The organism is Acidovorax radicis (assembly GCF_020510705.1).
GTDB lineage: Bacteria > Pseudomonadota > Gammaproteobacteria > Burkholderiales > Burkholderiaceae_C > Acidovorax > Acidovorax radicis_A.
The window spans coordinates 1,569,624-1,588,014 of the sequence record NZ_CP075184.1; the positions used below are offsets into that span (position 1 = coordinate 1,569,624).

General features: G+C 58.8%; 14 protein-coding genes and 7 pseudogenes. 7 read left to right on the forward strand and 14 right to left on the reverse strand.

Translation table 11 applies throughout. The features are described 5' to 3' along the window. Window positions 1–9: 9 nt before the first annotated feature. From kdpA to KI609_RS07155, 3 genes are all read right to left on the reverse strand, one after another. A complete protein-coding gene (gene kdpA / locus KI609_RS07145; protein ID WP_226448541.1) occupies window positions 10–1,815 on the reverse strand; it encodes a potassium-transporting ATPase subunit KdpA in 1,806 nt (601 codons plus the stop codon). Window position 1,816: 1 nt separating this feature from the next. Then, window positions 1,817–1,915: a K(+)-transporting ATPase subunit F gene (gene kdpF, locus KI609_RS07150; protein WP_007858021.1), complete on the reverse strand. Its 99-nt coding sequence runs from the start codon at window positions 1,913–1,915 to the stop codon at window positions 1,817–1,819. Window positions 1,916–2,248: 333 nt separating this feature from the next. Further along, window positions 2,249–3,223 carry a magnesium and cobalt transport protein CorA gene (locus KI609_RS07155; RefSeq protein WP_226448543.1) on the reverse strand — a complete coding sequence of 325 codons (975 nt, stop codon included), beginning with the start codon at window positions 3,221–3,223 and terminating at the stop codon, window positions 2,249–2,251. A gap of 182 nt (window positions 3,224–3,405) precedes the next feature. On the opposite strand from KI609_RS07155, the gene KI609_RS07160 reads away from it, so the two are divergent. Further along, window positions 3,406–4,116: a TorF family putative porin gene (locus KI609_RS07160; RefSeq protein WP_226448545.1), complete on the forward strand. Its 711-nt coding sequence runs from the start codon at window positions 3,406–3,408 to the stop codon at window positions 4,114–4,116. 220 nt (window positions 4,117–4,336) lie between these two features. Here KI609_RS07160 and KI609_RS07165 read toward each other — a convergent pair whose 3' ends face one another. From KI609_RS07165 to KI609_RS07180, 3 genes and pseudogenes are all read right to left on the reverse strand, one after another. Next, the gene (locus KI609_RS07165; protein ID WP_226448547.1) at window positions 4,337–6,211 is read right to left on the reverse strand and encodes a potassium transporter Kup; all 1,875 of its coding nucleotides are present in this window, start codon (window positions 6,209–6,211) and stop codon (window positions 4,337–4,339) included. 391 nt (window positions 6,212–6,602) lie between these two features. Further along, window positions 6,603–7,319 (reverse strand): annotated as a pseudogene (locus KI609_RS07170) (IS5 family transposase); the annotation flags it as partial. Window positions 7,320–7,716: 397 nt separating this feature from the next. Next, window positions 7,717–8,184: pseudogene (locus KI609_RS07180) on the reverse strand (TolC family protein); the annotation flags it as partial. Between KI609_RS07180 and KI609_RS07185 the strand changes: the two are divergent. Next, window positions 8,180–8,311 (forward strand): annotated as a pseudogene (locus KI609_RS07185) (IS3 family transposase); the annotation flags it as partial. The pseudogenes KI609_RS07180 and KI609_RS07185 sit on opposite strands and share 5 nt — an antisense overlap. 106 nt (window positions 8,312–8,417) lie before the next feature. Here the strand turns inward: KI609_RS07185 and KI609_RS07190 are convergent. Together KI609_RS07190 and KI609_RS07195 are read right to left on the reverse strand one after the other, a co-directional pair. Continuing rightward, window positions 8,418–8,750, reverse strand: a complete 333-nt coding sequence (locus KI609_RS07190; RefSeq protein WP_226448549.1) for a BON domain-containing protein — start codon at window positions 8,748–8,750, stop codon at window positions 8,418–8,420. Between the two features lie 86 nt (window positions 8,751–8,836). Beyond that, a complete protein-coding gene (locus tag KI609_RS07195) occupies window positions 8,837–9,004 on the reverse strand; it encodes a hypothetical protein (protein ID WP_226448551.1) in 168 nt (55 codons plus the stop codon). 583 nt (window positions 9,005–9,587) lie between these two features. Between KI609_RS07195 and KI609_RS07200 the strand changes: the two genes are divergently transcribed. From KI609_RS07200 to KI609_RS07215, 4 genes are all read left to right on the forward strand, one after another. Then, complete coding sequence (locus tag KI609_RS07200; RefSeq protein ID WP_226448553.1) at window positions 9,588–10,685, forward strand: alkene reductase; 1,098 nt, start codon at window positions 9,588–9,590, stop codon at window positions 10,683–10,685. After that, window positions 10,682–11,275 (forward strand): TetR/AcrR family transcriptional regulator, encoded by a 594-nt coding sequence (locus KI609_RS07205; protein ID WP_226448555.1) that lies wholly within the window; start codon window positions 10,682–10,684, stop codon window positions 11,273–11,275. The genes KI609_RS07200 and KI609_RS07205 overlap by 4 nt, the downstream gene beginning before the upstream one ends. A 46-nt stretch (window positions 11,276–11,321) precedes the next feature. Further along, window positions 11,322–11,609 carry a YciI family protein gene (locus KI609_RS07210; RefSeq protein WP_226448557.1) on the forward strand — a complete coding sequence of 96 codons (288 nt, stop codon included), beginning with the start codon at window positions 11,322–11,324 and terminating at the stop codon, window positions 11,607–11,609. A 175-nt stretch (window positions 11,610–11,784) separates the two neighbouring features. Beyond that, window positions 11,785–12,129, forward strand: coding sequence for an H-NS family nucleoid-associated regulatory protein (locus KI609_RS07215; protein ID WP_226448559.1), 345 nt, complete (start codon window positions 11,785–11,787; stop codon window positions 12,127–12,129). A 159-nt stretch (window positions 12,130–12,288) separates the two neighbouring features. On the opposite strand, the gene KI609_RS07220 is transcribed toward KI609_RS07215, so the two are convergent. Both KI609_RS07220 and KI609_RS07225 read right to left on the reverse strand, forming a co-directional pair. Continuing rightward, entirely contained in the window at window positions 12,289–12,528 is a 240-nt protein-coding gene (locus KI609_RS07220) for a hypothetical protein (protein ID WP_413463380.1), read from the reverse strand. Window positions 12,529–12,542: 14 nt separating this feature from the next. Further along, window positions 12,543–12,701 (reverse strand): annotated as a pseudogene (locus KI609_RS07225) (DUF932 domain-containing protein); the annotation flags it as partial. Between the two features lie 773 nt (window positions 12,702–13,474). Here KI609_RS07225 and KI609_RS07230 point away from each other — a divergent pair. Then, window positions 13,475–13,666, forward strand: a pseudogene (locus KI609_RS07230) (DNA/RNA non-specific endonuclease); the annotation flags it as partial. Between the two features lie 88 nt (window positions 13,667–13,754). Here KI609_RS07230 and KI609_RS07235 read toward each other — a convergent pair. The 4 genes and pseudogenes from KI609_RS07235 to lysS all read right to left on the reverse strand — a co-directional run bounded on the left by KI609_RS07235 (window position 13,755) and on the right by lysS (window position 18,388). Further along, a pseudogene (locus tag KI609_RS07235) lies at window positions 13,755–15,293 on the reverse strand (IS3 family transposase). 69 nt (window positions 15,294–15,362) lie between these two features. Continuing rightward, window positions 15,363–15,641, reverse strand: a pseudogene (locus KI609_RS07240) (mechanosensitive ion channel family protein); the annotation flags it as partial. A gap of 83 nt (window positions 15,642–15,724) precedes the next feature. Next, window positions 15,725–16,759, reverse strand: coding sequence for a diguanylate cyclase domain-containing protein (locus tag KI609_RS07245; RefSeq protein ID WP_226448561.1), 1,035 nt, complete (start codon window positions 16,757–16,759; stop codon window positions 15,725–15,727). 81 nt (window positions 16,760–16,840) lie between these two features. Next, a complete protein-coding gene (gene lysS / locus KI609_RS07250) occupies window positions 16,841–18,388 on the reverse strand; it encodes a lysine--tRNA ligase (protein WP_226448563.1) in 1,548 nt (515 codons plus the stop codon). Window positions 18,389–18,391 lie beyond the last annotated feature (3 nt).

Sequence of the window (18,391 nt, forward strand, 5' to 3'; positions counted from 1 at the left end):
AGAAAACCCTCACTTTGCCCAGAGCATCAAATGCTCGATTACCGGGCCGAGAGCCAGGGAAGGCACGTAGTTGAGAAGACCTACAAGCAGCACGGTACCGATCAACAGGACCACAAACAGTGGCCCATGGGTGGGCATAGTGCCCGCGGTGACCGGCAGCCGTTTTTTGGCAGCCAACGAACCGGCAATGGCCAGCACAGGCACGATCACACCGAAGCGTCCAAACCACATAGCTAAGGCAAGCAGTACGTTGTAGAACGGCGTGTTGGCGGATAAGCCAGCAAAGGCACTGCCGTTGTTATTACCAGCCGATGTCAGCGCGTACAGAATTTCGGAGAACCCGTGGGCGCCGGGGTTGGCAATACCCGCCTTGCCGGCACCCGCACTGACGGCGATGGCCGTACCGACCAGCACCAGAATCGGAGTCACCAAGATCGCGACGGAGGTGAGCTTCATTTCACGCACTTCGATCTTCTTGCCCAGGTACTCGGGCGTGCGACCAATCATGAGGCCTGCCATGAAGACCGCGAGGATGGCAAACACCAGCATCCCATACAGACCGGTACCTACGCCGCCGAAGACCACTTCGCCGAGTTGCATCAGTACCATCGGGACCATGCCTCCCAGGGGCGTGAATGAGTCGTGCATAGAGTTCACGGCGCCGCAAGACGCAGCTGTCGTGACCGCAGCAAAAAGTGCCGACGCGGTGATACCAAATCGAACTTCTTTGCCTTCCATGTTGCCGCCCGATTGCAAGGAGCTGGCTGCCTGGTTCACTCCGAGTGACGTCCACTGAGGATTTCCTGCTTGCTCTGCAGAAACGACAGCGATGACAGCAACGACAAACAAGATCGTCATCGCAGCCAAGATCGCGATGCCTTGGCGCTTGTCGCCAACAACTCGCCCAAACGCGAAACACAGAGCAGCAGGGATCAAGAAGATCGCCAGCATCTGCACGAAGTTGGTCAGTGCTGTGGGATTCTCGTAGGGGTGTGCGGAATTGGCGTTGAAGAACCCGCCGCCATTCGTACCCAGCATCTTGATGGCCTCCTGAGAAGCCACGGGTCCCATCGCGAGTGTCTGGATCGTGGTGGTCTTGTCCTCCATGATCGGGGTCCCGTCAGCACCATTGACTGGCTGGCCTGCTTCATCAAGCTTAGGAATGGAGTAGGCCGTTGGCTCCAGCGTCGTAACGTCCTTGTAGGCGTCGAAGTTCTGGATGACACCTTGTCCGACCAGTACCACGGCGATCACAAAGGAGATCGGCACCAGGACCCAGGCCGTGATGCGCGTGACGTCGGTCCAAAAGTTTCCGACAAAGCCCTGGCCATCCGTGCGTCGCGCTGCAAAGCCACGGGCCAATGCAAACGCCACGGCGATGCCGGTTGCAGCCGAGAAGAAGTTCTGTACCGACAAGCCCAGCATCTGCGTGAGATAGCTCATGGTGGACTCACCGCCATAGCCCTGCCAATTGGTATTGGTCACGAAACTCACCGCCGTATTGAACGAGGAGTCGGCGGTCACTGCCGCCATCCCCTGAGGGTTGAACGGCAGCAGGTGTTGAACGCGCTGCAGGCCATACACCACGAACGCTCCAATGGCGTTGAATGCGAGCAGTGCCAGCGCATAGGCACGCCAGTGCATCGACTGGTCCGGAGCTACGCCGGCCAACTTGTACAGCGGCTTTTCGACAGCGTGCATCCACCTCGGAAGCCTGCCGTCGCACAACGCTGCAAGAAACTTACCAAGGGGCCATGCCAAGAGGCCCAGCACGGCCAGAAAGAGCCCAAGGAGGCCCCACGCAAAGGTGTCCATATCAGAACTCCTCCGCGCAGATCAGCGCGAACACGAGGTAGGCCAGCAAGGCGATGGCCACGAGTGCCCCAAAGCCATAAAGAACTTCTACGCCAATCATGCTCGTTCCCCCTTGGTCGGGCCAAACTTGCCCAGCAGAACCACGGCCTCTGCCATGACTATCCACATTGCCGCAATTGCAGCGATCCATACGACGTCCATCGACAACTCCTGCATCAAAACGTGTGTTTGATTCTCAAGATGTCGCCGTAAAAAGTGTGCACAGACTGCTGCGAGGAGCGTAAAAATTCCGTAAAAATTCTGATCGGATAGTGGTCTGAAAAATCGGCAGGAGTAGTTGTACAGACCAAATGAAGCACCGCTCAGAATGACTAGCGAGCCGTGGGCTTGATGTGTTGTGGATCGACCGCAGGGTCTTTTACGCGAGTACTGCCTATAACCAGCCAGCCTTGCGGAAGCGATAGTAGAGATAGCAACAAGTGGTGGCGATGAGTGTGATCGCACCCGCATACCCGTAGCGCCATTTGAGCTCTGGCATGTGTTCAAAATTCATGCCCCAGATTCCCGCGAACGCGGTGCAGACGGCAAACAAACTGGCCCATGCCGCCAAACGCTTGACCACCTCCCCATCCTCTATGGTGACCATGGACAGATTGACATGTATCGCCGTCCCGATCGTATCGCGAATGGAGTCGATGGAGGTATTGATTCGGCTAAGGTGGTCCACCACATCTCGGAAGTACTCCTCAGATCCCGCACAGATTTGAGGCACCCGGCCGCCATGTAGTTTGGTTGCCCCCTCCAACAATGGAGCCACTGCGTGCTTGAGCAGGGTAAGGCGCTGCTTGAGTTCATAGAGCCGGCGGATACTGGCTCTTGCTGCGCCCTTAGTGAAAATCTGTTGCTCGATCGTTTCAAGTTCCACCTCGAGGGCATCGATGATCGGGAAGTAACGGTCAACTACCGCGTCCATCAGCGCATAGAGAACGAATCCTGGTCCATTACGCAAGAGTCCAGGCTCTCTCTCGCAACGTTCTCGCACGTCCACAAAGCCTCGCTTACTGCGATTGCGTACCGACACCACATAGTTCTTGCCCACGAACACGTTGAGTTCACCTAGGCTCGTAACGGACTCATTGCCCTCACTCGACTCCAAGAGGTGGAGTACAACAAAAAGAGAGGACCCGTATTCCTCGACCTTTGGTCTCTGATGACCATGGCGGGCATCCTCCACCGCCAACGGATGGAGTCCGAATTCAGTTTGCAACTCGTCAAGCTCCTCCGTGGCGGCGTCATGCAGTGCCACCCACACGAAGCACCCAGGAAGCAATATGTGCTCACTAATCTCGCTGACAGGAATATCGGCAAGCTTGGTGCCACCCTCGTACACAACGCAGTTGATCAACATCGCAGCACCTCAAGCAAAACAAAATGCTGGCGATGTTGCCAGTGCGTAACTGCGGGTTGTTGGAGAACTGTAGCGTCTGTCGGGTCGCGGCAACATTTACGGCTCTGCCTGCATTCTTTACGAACTTTATACGCTCGTTTTTTTACGCTCAAGCCTTCGCTCGTTTTTGCAAGATTGATCTCATGACATTCTCTTATTCCAAAGTGCTTTCCACTGCGTTTTTCGCAGCTCTTCCCCTGCTGGCCAGCGCCCAGCTCACTGGCAACATCAGCCTGACCACGAACTACAAGTTCCGTGGCCAGGACCAGGATACTTCCAAGGTCAAGACCGTCAAGCCAGCGATTCAAGGCGGGTTTGACTATGCCTTCGGAGAGTCCGGCTGGTACGTGGGCAACTGGAACTCCAGCGTGGACTGGCTGTCGGGCAATTCCATCGAGTCCGATCTGTATGGCGGCTACAAATTCAAGGCGGGTGGGGCGGATCTGGATGTCGGTCTGCTGACGTACATCTACCCCGGCAACAGCAACGGCAACACCACCGAGGCCTATGGCGCAGCCACCTTCGGCCCCGTGACCGCCAAGTATTCGCACACGTTGTCCAAAGACTACTTCGCCTACGCGGGGCCAGGCTTCAAGGGGCGCAACACAGGCTATCTGAACTTTGCGTTTGCGCAGGAAGTGGCGCCCAGCATCACGCTGAAGGCCTCGGTGGGTTTCACCCGGTTTGCGAGTGACATCACCGCGCCGAATTACATGGATTACAGCGTGGGCGCGGCCTATGACTTCGGCTCGGGCCTGTCGCTGGGTGGTGCCGTTGTGGGCGCCAACAAGAAGGACTTTTTCGGTCCTGTCAACAAATCTCGCGTGATCGTCACGCTAATAAAGGCACTTTAAAGGTCAGCAGGCAGCGATTTGCCGATCACCTGGGAGCAAGCATCGCAGAATGATCGCTCGCACACCACTTGCATTGCACGAAAAACCGGGCATCCAGGGTAGGCGATGCCCATGTGATCGCCAAATACGCGCCCCCGATAGTCACCAGATGCGCCACTTACAGAAGGGACGCCGCAATCGTGAATGAAGAACTCCAAAAGTTTGGGTCCCAAAGATCGCGTCAAATTTGTACACGCGTCCCCAACTCCACCACACCGTTGTGCGGAAGCCTTAAGAAATCCCCGACGCTGCTGGCATTACGCGCCATTGTGGCAAACAGCGTCTCGCGCCAGTGAGCCATTCCTGCTCCGCGTGTTGGGATCACGATCTCCCGGCTCAGGAAATAGGAGAGCGCGGATTCATCGATCAACAGACCCTTTTGCTGGCATAAGCGAAGCGCACGCGGTACGTCGGGCTCATCCTTGAAGCCGAAGTTCACCTGGACACGCCAGAAGCCTTCCACCAAAGGCTCCACTTGCAGTCGCTCTTGTTCGGATACCCACGGCACCTCATGGAAGCGCACGGTCAGGATCACGTTTTTCTCGTGCAGCACCTGATAGTGCTTGAGGTTGTGCAGCAGCGCCTGGGGCACCGTGTCAGGGTTGGCGACGGCATAGATTGCAGTCCTGGATGTGCGTCGCACATACTCATCGTCAACCAACTGCTTGATGAAAGGCAACAACTCAGGGTCGTCGCGTCGAATCTGCTCGATCAGTAATTCACGGCCACGTCGCCAAGTCGCCATCACCGCGAAGATGGCGATGCCCAAGACGATAGGGAACCACCCTCCCTGCCAAAACTTGAGAGCGCAAGAAATCACCAGTACGGCATCTACCAACAAGAAGGCGCCCGTCGCTGCCAAGGCGACGGGTAGCGGATAACCCCAGGCATTCCGAACTACGAAGAAAGTCAGCAAGGTGGTGATAAGCATCGTGACCGTGACTGCGATGCCATAGGCAGATGCCAATGCCGAAGAACTTCCGAAACCCACCATTGCCAGCAGCACAGCAATCATCACCGCCCAGTTAACGAGAGGAACATAGATCTGCCCGACCTCGTTTTCTGAAGTGTGCAAAATTCGCATGCGTGGAAGCAGTCCCAACTGAACCGCCTGTTTTGTCAACGAGTATGCGCCGGAGATTGTGGCCTGTGAAGCGATTACCGAAGCCAAGGTCGCAAGCACCACGGCAGGAATCAACCAGTACGGAGGGAAGAGCCGGAAGAACGGGTTCTCGAGCGCGTTGGCATCGCTCATGAGCAGGGCCCCCTGTCCCATATAGTTCAACGACAGCGAGGGAAGAACAAAGGTGCTCCAAGCCAGTCGAATTGGTTTCTTGCCGAAATGCCCCATGTCCGCATACAACGCCTCGGCACCGGTCAGCGCCAAGACGATCGATCCCATGACTACAAACAAGTGCCACCCACGCGCCTGCACGAATTCAATCGCTCGAAGCGGATTAAGGGCGGCCAGGATGGCTGGATTCTGAACAATCTGCGCCACGCCGGTGATGGCCAGGACCGCAAACCAGACGATAACAATCGGGCCGAACAGCTTGCCGACGACAGCGGTGCCATAACGCTGCCCCAGGAACAGCCCGATGATCACAGCAGTGGAAATGGGCAGCACATAGGGTTTGAGTGCGGGGGTAATTGTCTCCAAGCCCTCAACGGCACTCAGGACGGATATGGCAGGAGTGATAACAGCGTCCCCGTAGAAGAGCGCAGCACCAAGTACCCCGACGAGCAAAAGAAGCGTATGGCGCCTGGGCGTACTCCCTGCAGCCTTGGCAGCGAGTGCAGTCAGTGCCATGATCCCACCTTCACCCCGGTTGTTGGCGCGCAGGATCAACACCACGTACTTGAGCGTCACCACAATCATCAGAGCCCACAGGATGGTTGAGACCGCCCCAACAATATTCGCAGCGTCAATCGCGAGCGAATGGGCGGGGTTGAAAACCTCTTTCATCGTGTAGAGAGGGCTCGTGCCGATATCGCCATAGACGACCCCCAGCGCACTGAGTGTGAGAATTCCCAGGCCTTGCCGAGGTGGTTGCATTCTGTACTTCCTTTTTGATCACGAAGGCGTAGATGCCTTAACTGATCATGTTTCGATGAACTTGCGTGCAACGTGGACAGCAACGCCTTATGGTGCCCTCACCCCGAGTATCAGGCAAGTGACTTGGGCTCGAATCTTAAATCCCTGCAAGCGATTTCAGTGTCTGAGACGATCTAGTTGAGCAAAAGGCCGTAGCGCCTAAAGCTTGAGCTGCCGTAGCCGAGGGCTGAATTCAAGTGCATGGCCGAGCAGCGCGAAATCCTTTAAGGCTACGCTGAACAAGCCGTCGTGATTTGCCGTGCGGCACTGGAGACGCAGTTTTTCGGACGTTTTGGCTCCTCGTGCTACCCATTTGGGCAGTTCGCGCGGCCTTGAGGCCCAATTCCCGCCGTTACGGACGCACCCATCCCAGCATTTGCCCCCGGCACAGGTAGATGTTGACCAGCGCCAAGGCCGTGAATGCGCGCGTGGCGTTCTTTTGCAGCCCGCGGTAGCGCACCCTGTTGAATCCCCACAGGCGCTTGACCACCGCAAAGATATGCTCGACCCGAGCACGCACCCGTGACTTGTTGCGGTTCTTGGCTCGCTGTACTTCGTCCACCTCACCCGCACGGCGGGTACGCTGGTTGGTGAAGTCCTTGGCCCTGGGTGCCTTGCTCGCTATCAGTGCTTTCTGGTTGGCATAGGCCGAGTCGCCATAGACTCGCTGTTCGTTGCCGTGCAGCAAATCAGGCAGTGGATGTTTGTCATGTACGTTGGCCGCCGTGACCACCGCACTGTGGGTCAGCCCGGTTTGGCTATCCACGCCAATGTGCAACTTCATGCCGAAATACCACTGCTGGCCCTTCTTGGTTTGGTGCATTTCGGGGTCTCGGGCCTTGTCGGCGTTCTTGGTGGAGCTGGGCGCGCCGATGATGGTGGCGTCCACGATGGTGCCGGTGTTGACCTTGATGCCGCGAGCCTGCAACTCCTTGCCCACACGCGCAAACAGCGCTTCACCCAATTTGTTGTCATTGAGCAGGTGGCGGAACTTGAGCATCGTGGTGGCGTCGGGGACTGGCTCACATCCCAGGTCAATGCCCACAAAGCGGGGCAGATTCAACCGGTCGATGCAACACACTAACCACCGCGTAGGCGCAAGGAGTGTTGCAGATGAAACAGCGACCAAGAATCTACTATTCAGATACCCAGAAGGCGCTGATGTGGGAGCGCTGGAAGCAAGGCTGAGCACCAGCATGCACATCGCGCTGACAGCATCGGCCGCGATCATCAGGAGCCGACGGCTGTAGCGATCAGCCAAAATGCCGCCGATAGGTGACAGCAATGCCTGCGGCAGCAAGGCTGCCATCCCGGCCGTCGCCAGGGCCGAGAGGCTGCCGGTGGTATCGGTGATCCACCAGAGCAGCACGAATTGGGTCAGCGCAGAGCCCACCAGCGAAAGTGCCTGCCCGCTGAAAACCGTCCAAAAGCGCAGCTGCCACCTCGCTCCGACACCTGGTCCTGCCTCAGGGCGTGCGATCTGCGCCGACATCTGTGTCCTTCAGGCCTCCGCCCAACGCCTTGTAAAGCGCCACCGCGCTACCGAACTCACTGCGCCGCAGATCCAACTGAGTCTGCCGGGCCGCATACAGCTGGCGCTGCGCATCGAGCAATTCCAGCCGACCCTCGGCTCCAGCGCGATAGCGCAAGCTGGACAGTTCGGCACGACGCTCAGCGCTCGCTACCGCACGGGTCTGCGCCTCAATCTGCCTGGCGTAGGTCTCACGCCCAGCCAGCCCATCAGCCACTTCCCGGAAGGCGGTCTGGATGGCCCGCTCATACTCGGCCACGGCGCTGGATTTGCGCACTTCGGCAAGCCGCAGCTCCGACCGCAGCCGACCACCCGAGAACAGCGGAACGGTGAGCTGCGGTGCGAAGCTCCACGCGCGCTGACCACCATCGAACAGTCCGCTCATCGCAGGGCTGGCATATCCAACCCGTGACGATGCGAGGTCAGACGTGTTTGACTACATTGAGGGTTTCTACAATCGCGTTCGCAGGCACAGCCATCTCGACCAGTTGAGCCCGATGGCATTTGAACAACTCCGAAACGGAAGTTGAAATATGTCTACGGAACCGGGTGGAAGTCCAAAAAGGATTGGTTTGGCAGATAGGTGGTTTCAACACCACAGTGTCAGACATGGTGACCGGAACACAGAGCCGTGTTTCACTGCTTGACGGTCAATTCGTTGTGGATGGTATGAGCGCCCTCGGCAGACCGTGCGGCGCTGATGGCGGCGTCGATCTGCGCTTGGCTTGATACCACACCCGTGAGCCGGACGTCACCCTTGGTGGTGATGACTGTAATGTCCAGCCCAGCCAAACCAGTTTCGTTGCTCAGTGCAGATTTGACATGGGTCGTGACGTCGGCGTCTGAGACGTTGGCAATTGCGGTGGTCGTCGGAGCTTGAGTCGGGCTCGTGTTATCTGCATTGTTGCAGGCGGTCAGCAGCATCGTGCAGCAGGCGGCCAACAGGAAGACTTGGTTGATGGATTTCATGGGTTTGTTTCGCGGGATGTGGGAGAGAAAACCGCATTGCTCTGCGGCTTTTCTCGGCATGAATAAAAGCACTTGGGCAGAAGGCTTCACGTCATGTGGCGAACGCCGGTCTGCTGCGACGGAACCAGGGGATCACCCGGATGCTGCTGAAGCACATAGGGCACTGTTAAGAAGGCCACGGCAAACACGATAAATAGTGTGGCGGCGACAACCCGTGCGATGGGTTGGAGAAAATTCTTGAGATCGGCGTTCATGGTGGATCCTGTGAGGGCTGAAGGTTTCAGGGGCTGTGGGCCAGGGGTCTGTTCTAGACCTTGCAGCCATGTTGCGACCGCGTGGCTGAACCTTTGCTGAACGGCCCCTACAAGGTACGTTCACATTGGAGTCAGCGGTGGCTCGTCCAATTCGAAAAGTGCCACTGGTTCGATTGGGGGCGGGTACAACTGCTCACTCCGTGCGCGACGATTCGTTCTCAAAGCGCTCCCAGCGCTGGCCTGTTTTGAATTGCCGGTGACGGAGGTGCAGCGGTCGTTCGCCCCTTCCCTCCTCAAATGACAGGTGACCACGGCTACCGATATTCAGCCGTGCTAATACATCGGCCGCAACCAGCCTGGAGCAGCCCTCAAGCCTTCAATGCCGACTTGGCAGTGGCTAGTCTGACTTCCGGCCCCTGACGCACTCAAGCCAGCAACGCAAGGTTCCAGAAAACACTGCATTCGTTGCAGACCCTGATGGTTACCGACTTGAACTGATCGAGCATCCAAGATGCACGTTGACACGATTAGGTCATTTGTCCTATAGTATTAGGACAAATGACCTAACTCTATGGAGTCTTGAATGCATGAGCTTTTTGCCCCCTTCATGCTGAGCGACATATTGCTCGGCAACCGGATCGTCATGGCGCCGATGACGCGCAACCGCGCTGCACCAGCGGGCGTGCCGTCCTCTCTCATGGCGATTCACTACGGACAGCGCGGTGACGCTGGGCTTGTGATCTCCGAATCTGCTTCTGTCTCGGCTCGGGGGGGTGGATATCCTGGAACGCCCGGGATTTACACGGACAAACAGGCACAGGGATGGCGAAAGGTCACTGACGCGGTCCATGCAAAAGGCGGGCACATCTTTGCCCAACTACAGCACTTTGGTCGTATCTCACACCCCGGTCTTCAGCTGGACGAGGAACTGCCTGTCGCCCCTTCATCGATCAAGCCCGAAGGCCTGGCAGTCACATACGGTGGAATGCAGCCGTTCTTGATGCCGAGAGAGCTGGCCACTGGGGAGGTCCCTCAAGTGGTGGACCAGTTCAAGAAGGCCGCCGCAGTGGCGAAAGCCGCAGGCTTCGACGGTGTCGAGATCCACGCAGCCAATGGCTACCTGATTGATCAGTTTCTACGAGACGTGAGCAATCAGCGGGGCGACCGTTATGGGGGATCACCCGCACGTCGGTTGACGTTTCTGCTGGAGATCGTGGCTGCCGTCAGCGAGATCTGGCCGAAGGGGCGTATCGGTGTGCGATTCAGTCCAGAAAACAGCTTCAACGACATGCGCGACAGCGACCCGGCAGCGCATTTTGGGTACTACGCCCAAGAGCTTGCCAAACTGCACTTGGCATATCTTCACGTGCTGGAGGGGGATATATCGGCCGCTGTTCCTGCGGTGGACTATCGCGAACTGCGGCGGCGCTTTGACGGTACCTACATTGCCAACAACGGTTACGGCAAAGCCCGAGCCACGGCCGCGATCGAGCAAGGCTCTGCCGACTTGATCGCCTTCGGCAAGCCCTTCATTGCCAATCCGGACTTGGTCACACGGCTGCGTCGAGATCTTCCTCTCGCGCCCTCCGATCCGGCCACGTTCTATGGGGGAGACGAGCGTGGATACACGGACTATCCAACGGCCACTGAGCAATCGCTTTCAACAATGGCCACAGTATGAAATCCGCAGTCCCCAAACCCAGCACACGGCAGGAAATCGTCGAAAAAGCGGATCTCCTGTTCTACCAGCGCGGCTTTGAGAACACCTCGTTTGCCGACATTGCCGATGCAGTGGGTATCTCACGCGGCAACTTCTACTACCACTTCAAAACCAAGGACGACATCCTCAAAGAAGTCATCGCTCACAGAGCGGCCAAGACGCAGGGGATGCTGGACGCCTGGGCGCTGAAGGGGCGCATGCCTATCGAGAGGCTGAAATGCTTTGCGCAGATGCTGATCGACAACCGCAAGGACATTCAGCGCTTCGGTTGCCCCGTGGGAACACTGTGCGCCGAACTGGCAAAGCTCGGACACCCCTCACAAGGCGAGGCGGGAATGATCTTTGGCCAGTTCAGACGCTGGCTGGCGCAGCAGTTTGTCGAACTGGGACGCATCAAGGATGCCGATGTTCTGGCGATGCACCTGTTGGCGCGAAGCCAAGGCATTGCTTCCTTGGCCAACGCCTTCCATGACGAGGCCTTCATTCGCCATGAGGTCAAGCAGATCGAGGCCTGGGTGCTGGATGCAGCGGGTCAAGGCGCGCAAAAGTAGATCCGGATTCCAACTCTGAAATCGCTATCAATAGGAGAGAGTTCTCATGCACATTGTCTTGCTCAAGTTTGGGCCCAATCGTTCGCAAGCCGCGCAGTGGATGGCCGGGCACAAGGAGTGGATCGAAAAGGGAATCAGCGACGGGGTGTTCCTGCTTGCCGGCTCTCTTGAGAATGCGCAAGGTGGTGCGCTGCTGGCAGTCAAGCTCACCAAGGCCGAAGTCACAGCCTTGGTGGAAAAAGACCCGTTTGTGAAGCACCAAGTCGTGGAGCCGGAGATCATCAGCATTGCGCCGTCGCGCACGGCTATGGGTCTGGCTGAGATCATCGGGTGAGGGCCACTAGATCGCATCCCTGATAACCGGACTGTCGACGGCTACTCACTGCCAGGTGGCGCAAGATCTGTGAATGATCTGGACATCATGGTGGAAGGCGATGGTTCCCGTGCCGACATGCAACTCGCCTGGATAATCGCGTGAAACACGGTTGTTCGGTTTAGACCCTATTGCAATGACAAACACACTCAATGCTCTTTTAGCGCAACGTACGCAGCTGGATGCTGCGATCGCACGGGCCAGAAAAGAGGAGTCACAAGAAGCGTTGAAGAAGGTGCACGAGCTCGTGGCCGAGTTTGGCTTCACTGCGCAGCAAGTCTTTCCCTGGAAGCCCGCCATCAAAAAAGTCACCCCGAAGTACCGCGACGAGAAAAGTGGTGCGACTTGGACAGGTCGAGGGAAGCCTCCTGCCTGGATCGCAGGCAAGAATCGTGCGGATTTCCTGATAGAGTGCCGACCGTCTCACGAGGGCCCATTTCTGGCGGAAATGGCGGCCGCATCTTCAAAGCAGCGGACCTGAGGCGCAAAGCGAAGCCACCCACCGCAGCGAGTTCTGGCGTAACGCGCCGCTCCGGGCTCGGCGGACCTGGTGTGCCGGAAGTCCAAACGCGCGCGGCAGACCTGCCGCGCGTGTCGCGCCCATTCAAAAATCCCCGGCACACCAGCCGGGGCTTCATGCTTACACTGCAGCGTGTACGTCCTCGTGGACCTCCGAATCGGCACTGCCGCTGGCATCGGAGCTGACATCGGCATCAACCCCGACCTCGCGCCCCGCCTCTGTTTCGACTTCGCCAGCCGCTTCCTGCCCCCGGAACATCACCGGCAGCCACCCCGTCCCCGCAGCCAGCCGCTCGGCCTCGCTCGCAATTTCGGCCTTCTTGAGCTTGCCGAGCCGGTTCACCTGATCGGGCGCAAACACCTGTACCGCTTACCGAAGCCAACCAGGACTTCATAGGCGCCCTCGATGACTTGCCCCGCCACATCGCCCTTGTGGGGCACACGCACATCGGCCAGGGTGTCGCCGCACACCAGCCCGTTCTGGCAGACGAAGCGGAACATGCCCGCCAGCATCTGGTAGCTGCTGGTCCCGTCAGGCGCAGCCGAGGACACGGCCCTGCGCGCCTTGACGGCATACGGCCGCGGGCTACAGTCGCGAGCAAGGTGATGGATTCAGGAAAGATGGCTGGACAGGCAACGGACCGTTACACGCCGACCCTACGCAAGCGAAAGCGCGCAGCGCCGCAGGCGCGAAGGCCGATCCGGCGCGGCCGGTTCGACGGTATCTGAGGGGCGCCAAGCCCAGCGCGGTGGGGATGGGCTGCAAGCCGATCCCCTGGAGGCAAGCGCAGCGCGCAGACCAGGATCAGCGAACCGGGCCGAAGGCGTCAGCCGAGCAAGGCGAGGGGACGATGGAAGCCCAAAGGGGCGAGACGCCAAGGGTGGCTCGATGCGCAAGCACGACAGCGCGGTCGGCCATGCCTCTTGGCCGAAGACGCACAGACCACGCGTCCGACTCCTACGGCATGGGGCCATAACCCGATGAGAGCGACTTGCTCTTCGCCTAGGCACAATCGCACCTGTAATGGAAATCCACGAACTACAGGACGATGAACTGACGGCTCAGGCCCGTGAATGGCGGCTGCGGGCGCTGCGCGGGGAGAAGGAAGCACGCGGCATGGCGCACGAGCGAGCTGGAACGCGAATTGCGCAGGCGGTTCGGCAATCCCAAGACCGATGCTCAACACTCGCTCAAAAAAATACATCAGCTTGGCGAACTACCCGAAGGGCCTCGACAGCGATGGAGGCTATGGTAACTAAGCCTTCCTGCGGCCGAACGTGCTAAGTTGCTCACGGATGCGAGACCTCGCATTGGGGCCAACGGGGTGAAGGTGGCGACCTATCTGTACAAGCTGGTCTATGACGCCACCACCCAAAGAGCCTGGGAGCACTGGCAGGAGAACCGCGAAGGCGAGACGTTGGGGCGGCCGACCAGCTACCAGGAGTTGGTCAAACGCACAGGCGTGGAATTTTTGACAAGAAGGGCACTGCAGCATTGAGTGACTGCAAGCCCGTTGTCAGCGCTGGCGTGTTAGTGCCAACCCAAAACTGACCAGCTGGGGGGTGCGGACAAAAAATTGGACTGGTTTATGTCGCAAGTCCAATGCTTGCCCGGTATTCAATAGGGCTGAGAGAGCCAAGGGAGATCTTGATCCGCTTCTCGTTGTACCAGCGGATGTAGTCGTCGACTGCCTCAATGAACTGCGCAAGGGTGACGCTCTTCCAGTCCCGAGGATAGAACAGTTCGTTCTTCAGCCGACCGAAGAACCCCTCGCAGGCTGCGTTGTCAGGGGAGCATGCCTTGCGAGACATCGAGCGGGTGAAGTTGGCATCGCGCATCCTCGATATCCAGCCTGGCCAGCGGTAGTGCCCCCCGCGGTCGAAGTGAACCACAGGCCGGTCAGCGGTGTCTGTCACCGTCTCGATGGCTGCATCCAGCATGGTATTGACCAGCTCAGCATCCGGGCTCGTGCCAATGGTCCAGCTCACCACCATCCCATCGAAGCAGTCGATGATCGGCGACAGGTAGACCTTACCTGCAGGGATCTGGAACTCCGTGATGTCCGTGAGCCACTTCTTGTTCGGTGCCGCGGCCTGGAAGTCTCGGTCGATGATGTTCTCAGGCGCGGGGCTGATCTCGCCAAGGTAGGACGCATACCTGCGCCGCTTGGGCTTAGCCACGACTAGGCTCTCTTGCTTCATCAGGCGCTGCACCACCTTCTCGGAGATTGTGACGTCTTGCCTAGTCAGCGAGGCCTGCAGCCTGCGGTAGCCGTAGCAGCGATGGTTCGACTCGAAGATATCGGTGATGGACTGCCTTACTTCAAGGTACTTGTCGCCGGCGGCCGCTCGGACCCGATGGTAGAAGTACGAGCTGCGTGCAAGACCCAACTGTCCAAGGAGCTTTGGCAGACCATAGTGCTCCTTGAGGGCGTCAATCAGCAGTGTCTTCTCCCGGTTGGACAGGAGCTGCAGATCGACGCCCAGGCCTTTTTTTAGCAGTTCATTGGCCTTGTTCAAGAGGTCCTGCTCAAGGCGCAGTTGCCTGACTTCGCGGCGCAACGCCTCAACCTCGCGCTCGAGCTCATCGCGCTCTTGAGCCCGCGGGGACTGATTGGTGTGTTTCATGGATGCGGGTGCCTCACGTCCCAGAAGCTGGTTCTTCTAGTTGTACAACGTCGGCCTGCTCACGCCAAGCTTCTGAGCAACCGCCTGCGCACTTCCCTCACGAGTGCACAGCTCGAGGACTGCCTGCTTCTTCAGTTGCGGCAGCCGAGGCGCACTGACGGCTCTGCCGACAACGCGCTGGCGGGAGTCAGGGTCCAGTTCATCAATCCAGGCACGCAGCAAATCGCGGCACGGATAGCCCAGCGCCTTGACCGTGGCGACGATGCAGCGCCCGTGCTCGGCGTAGTGTTCGACAGCCTTCTTCTTCTGAATTTGAGAATACTTCGGCTTTGAGCGCGCGTAGCCGGACGGCAGGTCCAGGCGCCGCTCGTACTCCTCATGCCAGCTCATCAACGAGTTCTTCGTCGGATATCCCAACTGGCGGATAGTGGCACCGGTGCGCTTGCCCAGTTTGATGTAGAGCTCGACCGCTCGGATTCGATCTTCGTAGGAATACATGAACTACCTCCTGGTAGTCCAAGTTTTTGTCCGCACCCCCAGCTGGTCAAGATTGGATCGGCTCTAACACCCGGTGAAAGCGGTCCACAACACCGTGGCCGACACACCCATCCGCTCCAGCACCAGCAGCAGCGCGCTGGCGATGATGAGCCAGCGGATGGTGCCCTTGATGGGATTCACCAGCTCGCTGGGCAGCTGGTAGTGCGCGCTGGCGCGGCTCACAAGGCGGCGCAAGGTGCGCTGTAGTAACCAGGCAATCGCAACGATTAACAGGATTTGTGCGCCGGGGACGATGACGTCAAGCCAGTCCTGCATCCACTCGGGCAGGCGGTTTTTCAGCAGTTGCATGTGGGCAGTGGCCATGGGTGCACGGTGCGAGATGTCGGCAAAAAAAAGAAAGAAAAGGAAGAAAAGAAGCATTTCAAAAAAACTCACCCGCGCCGTTGCTCCACGGTGTCCATCTGCATCTCGAAACTGAAGAATCGGTTGCGACCCTGCGCCTTGGCTGCATACAGCGCCTGGTCGGCCCGCATGATCATGCTTTCGGCGTTGGTGCCACCATCGGGTATGCAGGTGGTGATGCCGCCTGACAGCGTGAGGCTGTTACCCAGCGGCGAGTCGGCATGGGCGATGGCGCGCACCCTGAGCAATTGCCCCAGCGCCCGCGCAAACGTCATGGCGCCCGAGCGCGGGGTGTTGGGCAGAATCAGCGCAAACTCTTCGCCTCCGTAACGCGACGCCACATCGCGCGGGCGCACACATACTTCGCGCAGTAATCGCCCCACCTCTTTCAGGCAGGCGTCGCCTTGCAGGTGACCGCTTGCATCGTTGAAAAGCTTGAAGTGATCGAGGTCGCACAGCATCAGCGTGAGCGGCGTTCCATCCCGGCGTGCCGCAACAATCTCGTTGTGAAGCAGGCGATCAAAACCACGGCGGTTGACGAGGCCGGTCAGGGCATCGATCTCCACCATCTCGTTGAGCTTTTGGTTGGCCGCATGCAGCTCTGCCGACATCGACACCAGCCTGCGGCGCATGTCCAGCAGGCGCCGCATGGCGCGTAGCTTGGCCATGAGCACGATGGGTTTGACGGGCTTGACGAGGTAGTCGTCACCGCCCACCTCAATGCCGCGCCACACATCGAGCTCGTTGTCGAGGCCCGACAGGAAGATGATGGGTGTCCAGTCGCCAGCTTCGCTTTCGCGCATTTGCTGGGCCACCCAGTAGCCATCGTGGCCCGGCAGCTTGATGTCCAGCAGCACCAGGTCAGGCCGGTGGGCCTTGAAGAGGGCAACGGCCGTGTTGCCATCGGGGGCTTCGTAGATGCTCGATAACCCCGCACGCCTAAGTTCTGCCACCAGAGCGGCGCGAACGGAAGCCATGTCTTCAACTATCAGCACTGAGAAACCACCCCCCGTGGGCAGTGGTTCACCGGCAGGGTATGGGGTGGAGCTGGAAGTGAATGGCACGATGACTCCTCGAACCCGTGTAACGAATGACACAGCCTGACAGGTTGTTGCCCCGCCAATAAGCAGCGGGGCCATGCTTGTTCAGGATTCGCGGCGCAGAGCCGGGAACAGGATCACGTCGCGGATGCTGGGGCTGTCGGTCAGCAGCATCATGAGCCTGTCAATGCCAATGCCGCAACCCCCGGTGGGAGGCATGCCGTATTCCAGCGCGCGCACGAAGTCGTGGTCGAAGAACATAGCCTCATCGTCGCCGCTGTCCTTGGCGGCCACCTGGGCGTGAAAGCGCGCGGCCTGGTCTTCGGCGTCGTTCAGTTCACTGAAGCCATTGCCGAATTCGCGGCCGGTGATGTAAAGCTCGAAGCGCTCAGTCACCTCGGGGCGGGTGTCGTTGGCACGCGCCAGGGGCGAGATTTCGGTGGGGTGCTCCATGATGAAGGTGGGTTGCCACAGCTTGTCTTCCACCGTTTCTTCAAAATACAGCACTTGCAGGCTCGCCAGCGTGCGGGTGGATAGCTTGTTCTTTTCTTCGTTCAGGCCCAGCTTCTTGAGCGCGCTGATGAGCCAGGCTGCATCGTCCACATGGGCGCCGGCTTCGGTGTGCTGAAAGATCGTTTCGCGAATGGTCAGGCGCGCGAACGGTTGTGTCAGGTCCACAGCGCGACCCTGGTAGGTCATTTGCAGCGACCCAGTGGCCTTGAGTGCCACTTCGCGGATCAGCGTTTCAGTGAAGTCCATCAGATCCAGGTAGTTCCAGTACGCCGCGTAGAACTCCATCATGGTGAACTCGGGGTTGTGGCGCACCGAGATGCCTTCATTGCGGTAGCTGCGATTGATCTCGAACACGCGCTCGAAACCGCCCACAATCAGCCGCTTCAAGTACAGCTCGGGGGCGATGCGCAGGTACATCTCCTGCTCCAGCGCGTTGTGGTGTGTGACGAACGGCTTGGCATTGGCACCGCCCGGGATGGGGTGCAGCATGGGTGTTTCGACTTCGAGGAAGCCGTGGCTGACCATGAACTCGCGCAGGCCACTGACGGCCTTGCTGCGCGCGACAAAGCGCTTGCGGGCCTGCTCGTCGGTGATCAGGTCCACGTAGCGCTGGCGGTACTTTTGCTCTTGGTCGGCCATGCCGTGGAACTTGTCGGGCAGGGGCCGCAGGCTCTTGGTCAGCAGGCGCAGGCTGGTCACCTTGACCGACAGCTCGCCTGTCTTGGTCTTCATGAGCGTACCCTCGGCGCCCACGATGTCGCCCAGATCCCAGTGCTTGAAAGCTGCATACAGGTCTTCACCCAGCGCATCACGGGTGACATACAGCTGAATCCGTCCCCCCACCTCGCCCAGCGATCCATCCTGCACTGTGGCAAAACTGGCCTTGCCCATGACGCGTTTGAGCATCATGCGGCCGGCAACGCTGACAGTGACGGGCGCCACCTCCAGCGATTCGTTGGTGGCCTCGCTGTGGTCCAGATGCAGTTGTGCTGCCTTGTGTGCGGGTTTGAAATTGTTGGGAAAGGCAACGCCACCGCCGTTGGCCTGCACATCACGCAGGGCACGCAGCTTTTCACGGCGCTCGGCGATGAGTTGGTTTTCGTCTTGGGGGGCGGGGTGAGATGTATTGTTGTCAGACATGGA

Coding starts and splice junctions, on each gene's coding strand:
- kdpA (WP_226448541.1), bottom strand. CDS start 1,815: ATGGACACCTTTGCGTGGGGCCTCCTTGGGCTCTTTCTGGCCGTGCTG.
- kdpF (WP_007858021.1), bottom strand. CDS start 1,915: ATGATTGGCGTAGAAGTTCTTTATGGCTTTGGGGCACTCGTGGCCATC.
- KI609_RS07155 (WP_226448543.1), bottom strand. CDS start 3,223: ATGTTGATCAACTGCGTTGTGTACGAGGGTGGCACCAAGCTTGCCGAT.
- KI609_RS07160 (WP_226448545.1), top strand. CDS start 3,406: ATGACATTCTCTTATTCCAAAGTGCTTTCCACTGCGTTTTTCGCAGCT.
- KI609_RS07165 (WP_226448547.1), bottom strand. CDS start 6,211: ATGCAACCACCTCGGCAAGGCCTGGGAATTCTCACACTCAGTGCGCTG.
- KI609_RS07190 (WP_226448549.1), bottom strand. CDS start 8,750: ATGAAATCCATCAACCAAGTCTTCCTGTTGGCCGCCTGCTGCACGATG.
- KI609_RS07195 (WP_226448551.1), bottom strand. CDS start 9,004: ATGAACGCCGATCTCAAGAATTTTCTCCAACCCATCGCACGGGTTGTC.
- KI609_RS07200 (WP_226448553.1), top strand. CDS start 9,588: ATGCATGAGCTTTTTGCCCCCTTCATGCTGAGCGACATATTGCTCGGC.
- KI609_RS07205 (WP_226448555.1), top strand. CDS start 10,682: ATGAAATCCGCAGTCCCCAAACCCAGCACACGGCAGGAAATCGTCGAA.
- KI609_RS07210 (WP_226448557.1), top strand. CDS start 11,322: ATGCACATTGTCTTGCTCAAGTTTGGGCCCAATCGTTCGCAAGCCGCG.
- KI609_RS07215 (WP_226448559.1), top strand. CDS start 11,785: ATGACAAACACACTCAATGCTCTTTTAGCGCAACGTACGCAGCTGGAT.
- lysS (WP_226448563.1), bottom strand. CDS start 18,388: ATGTCTGACAACAATACATCTCACCCCGCCCCCCAAGACGAAAACCAA.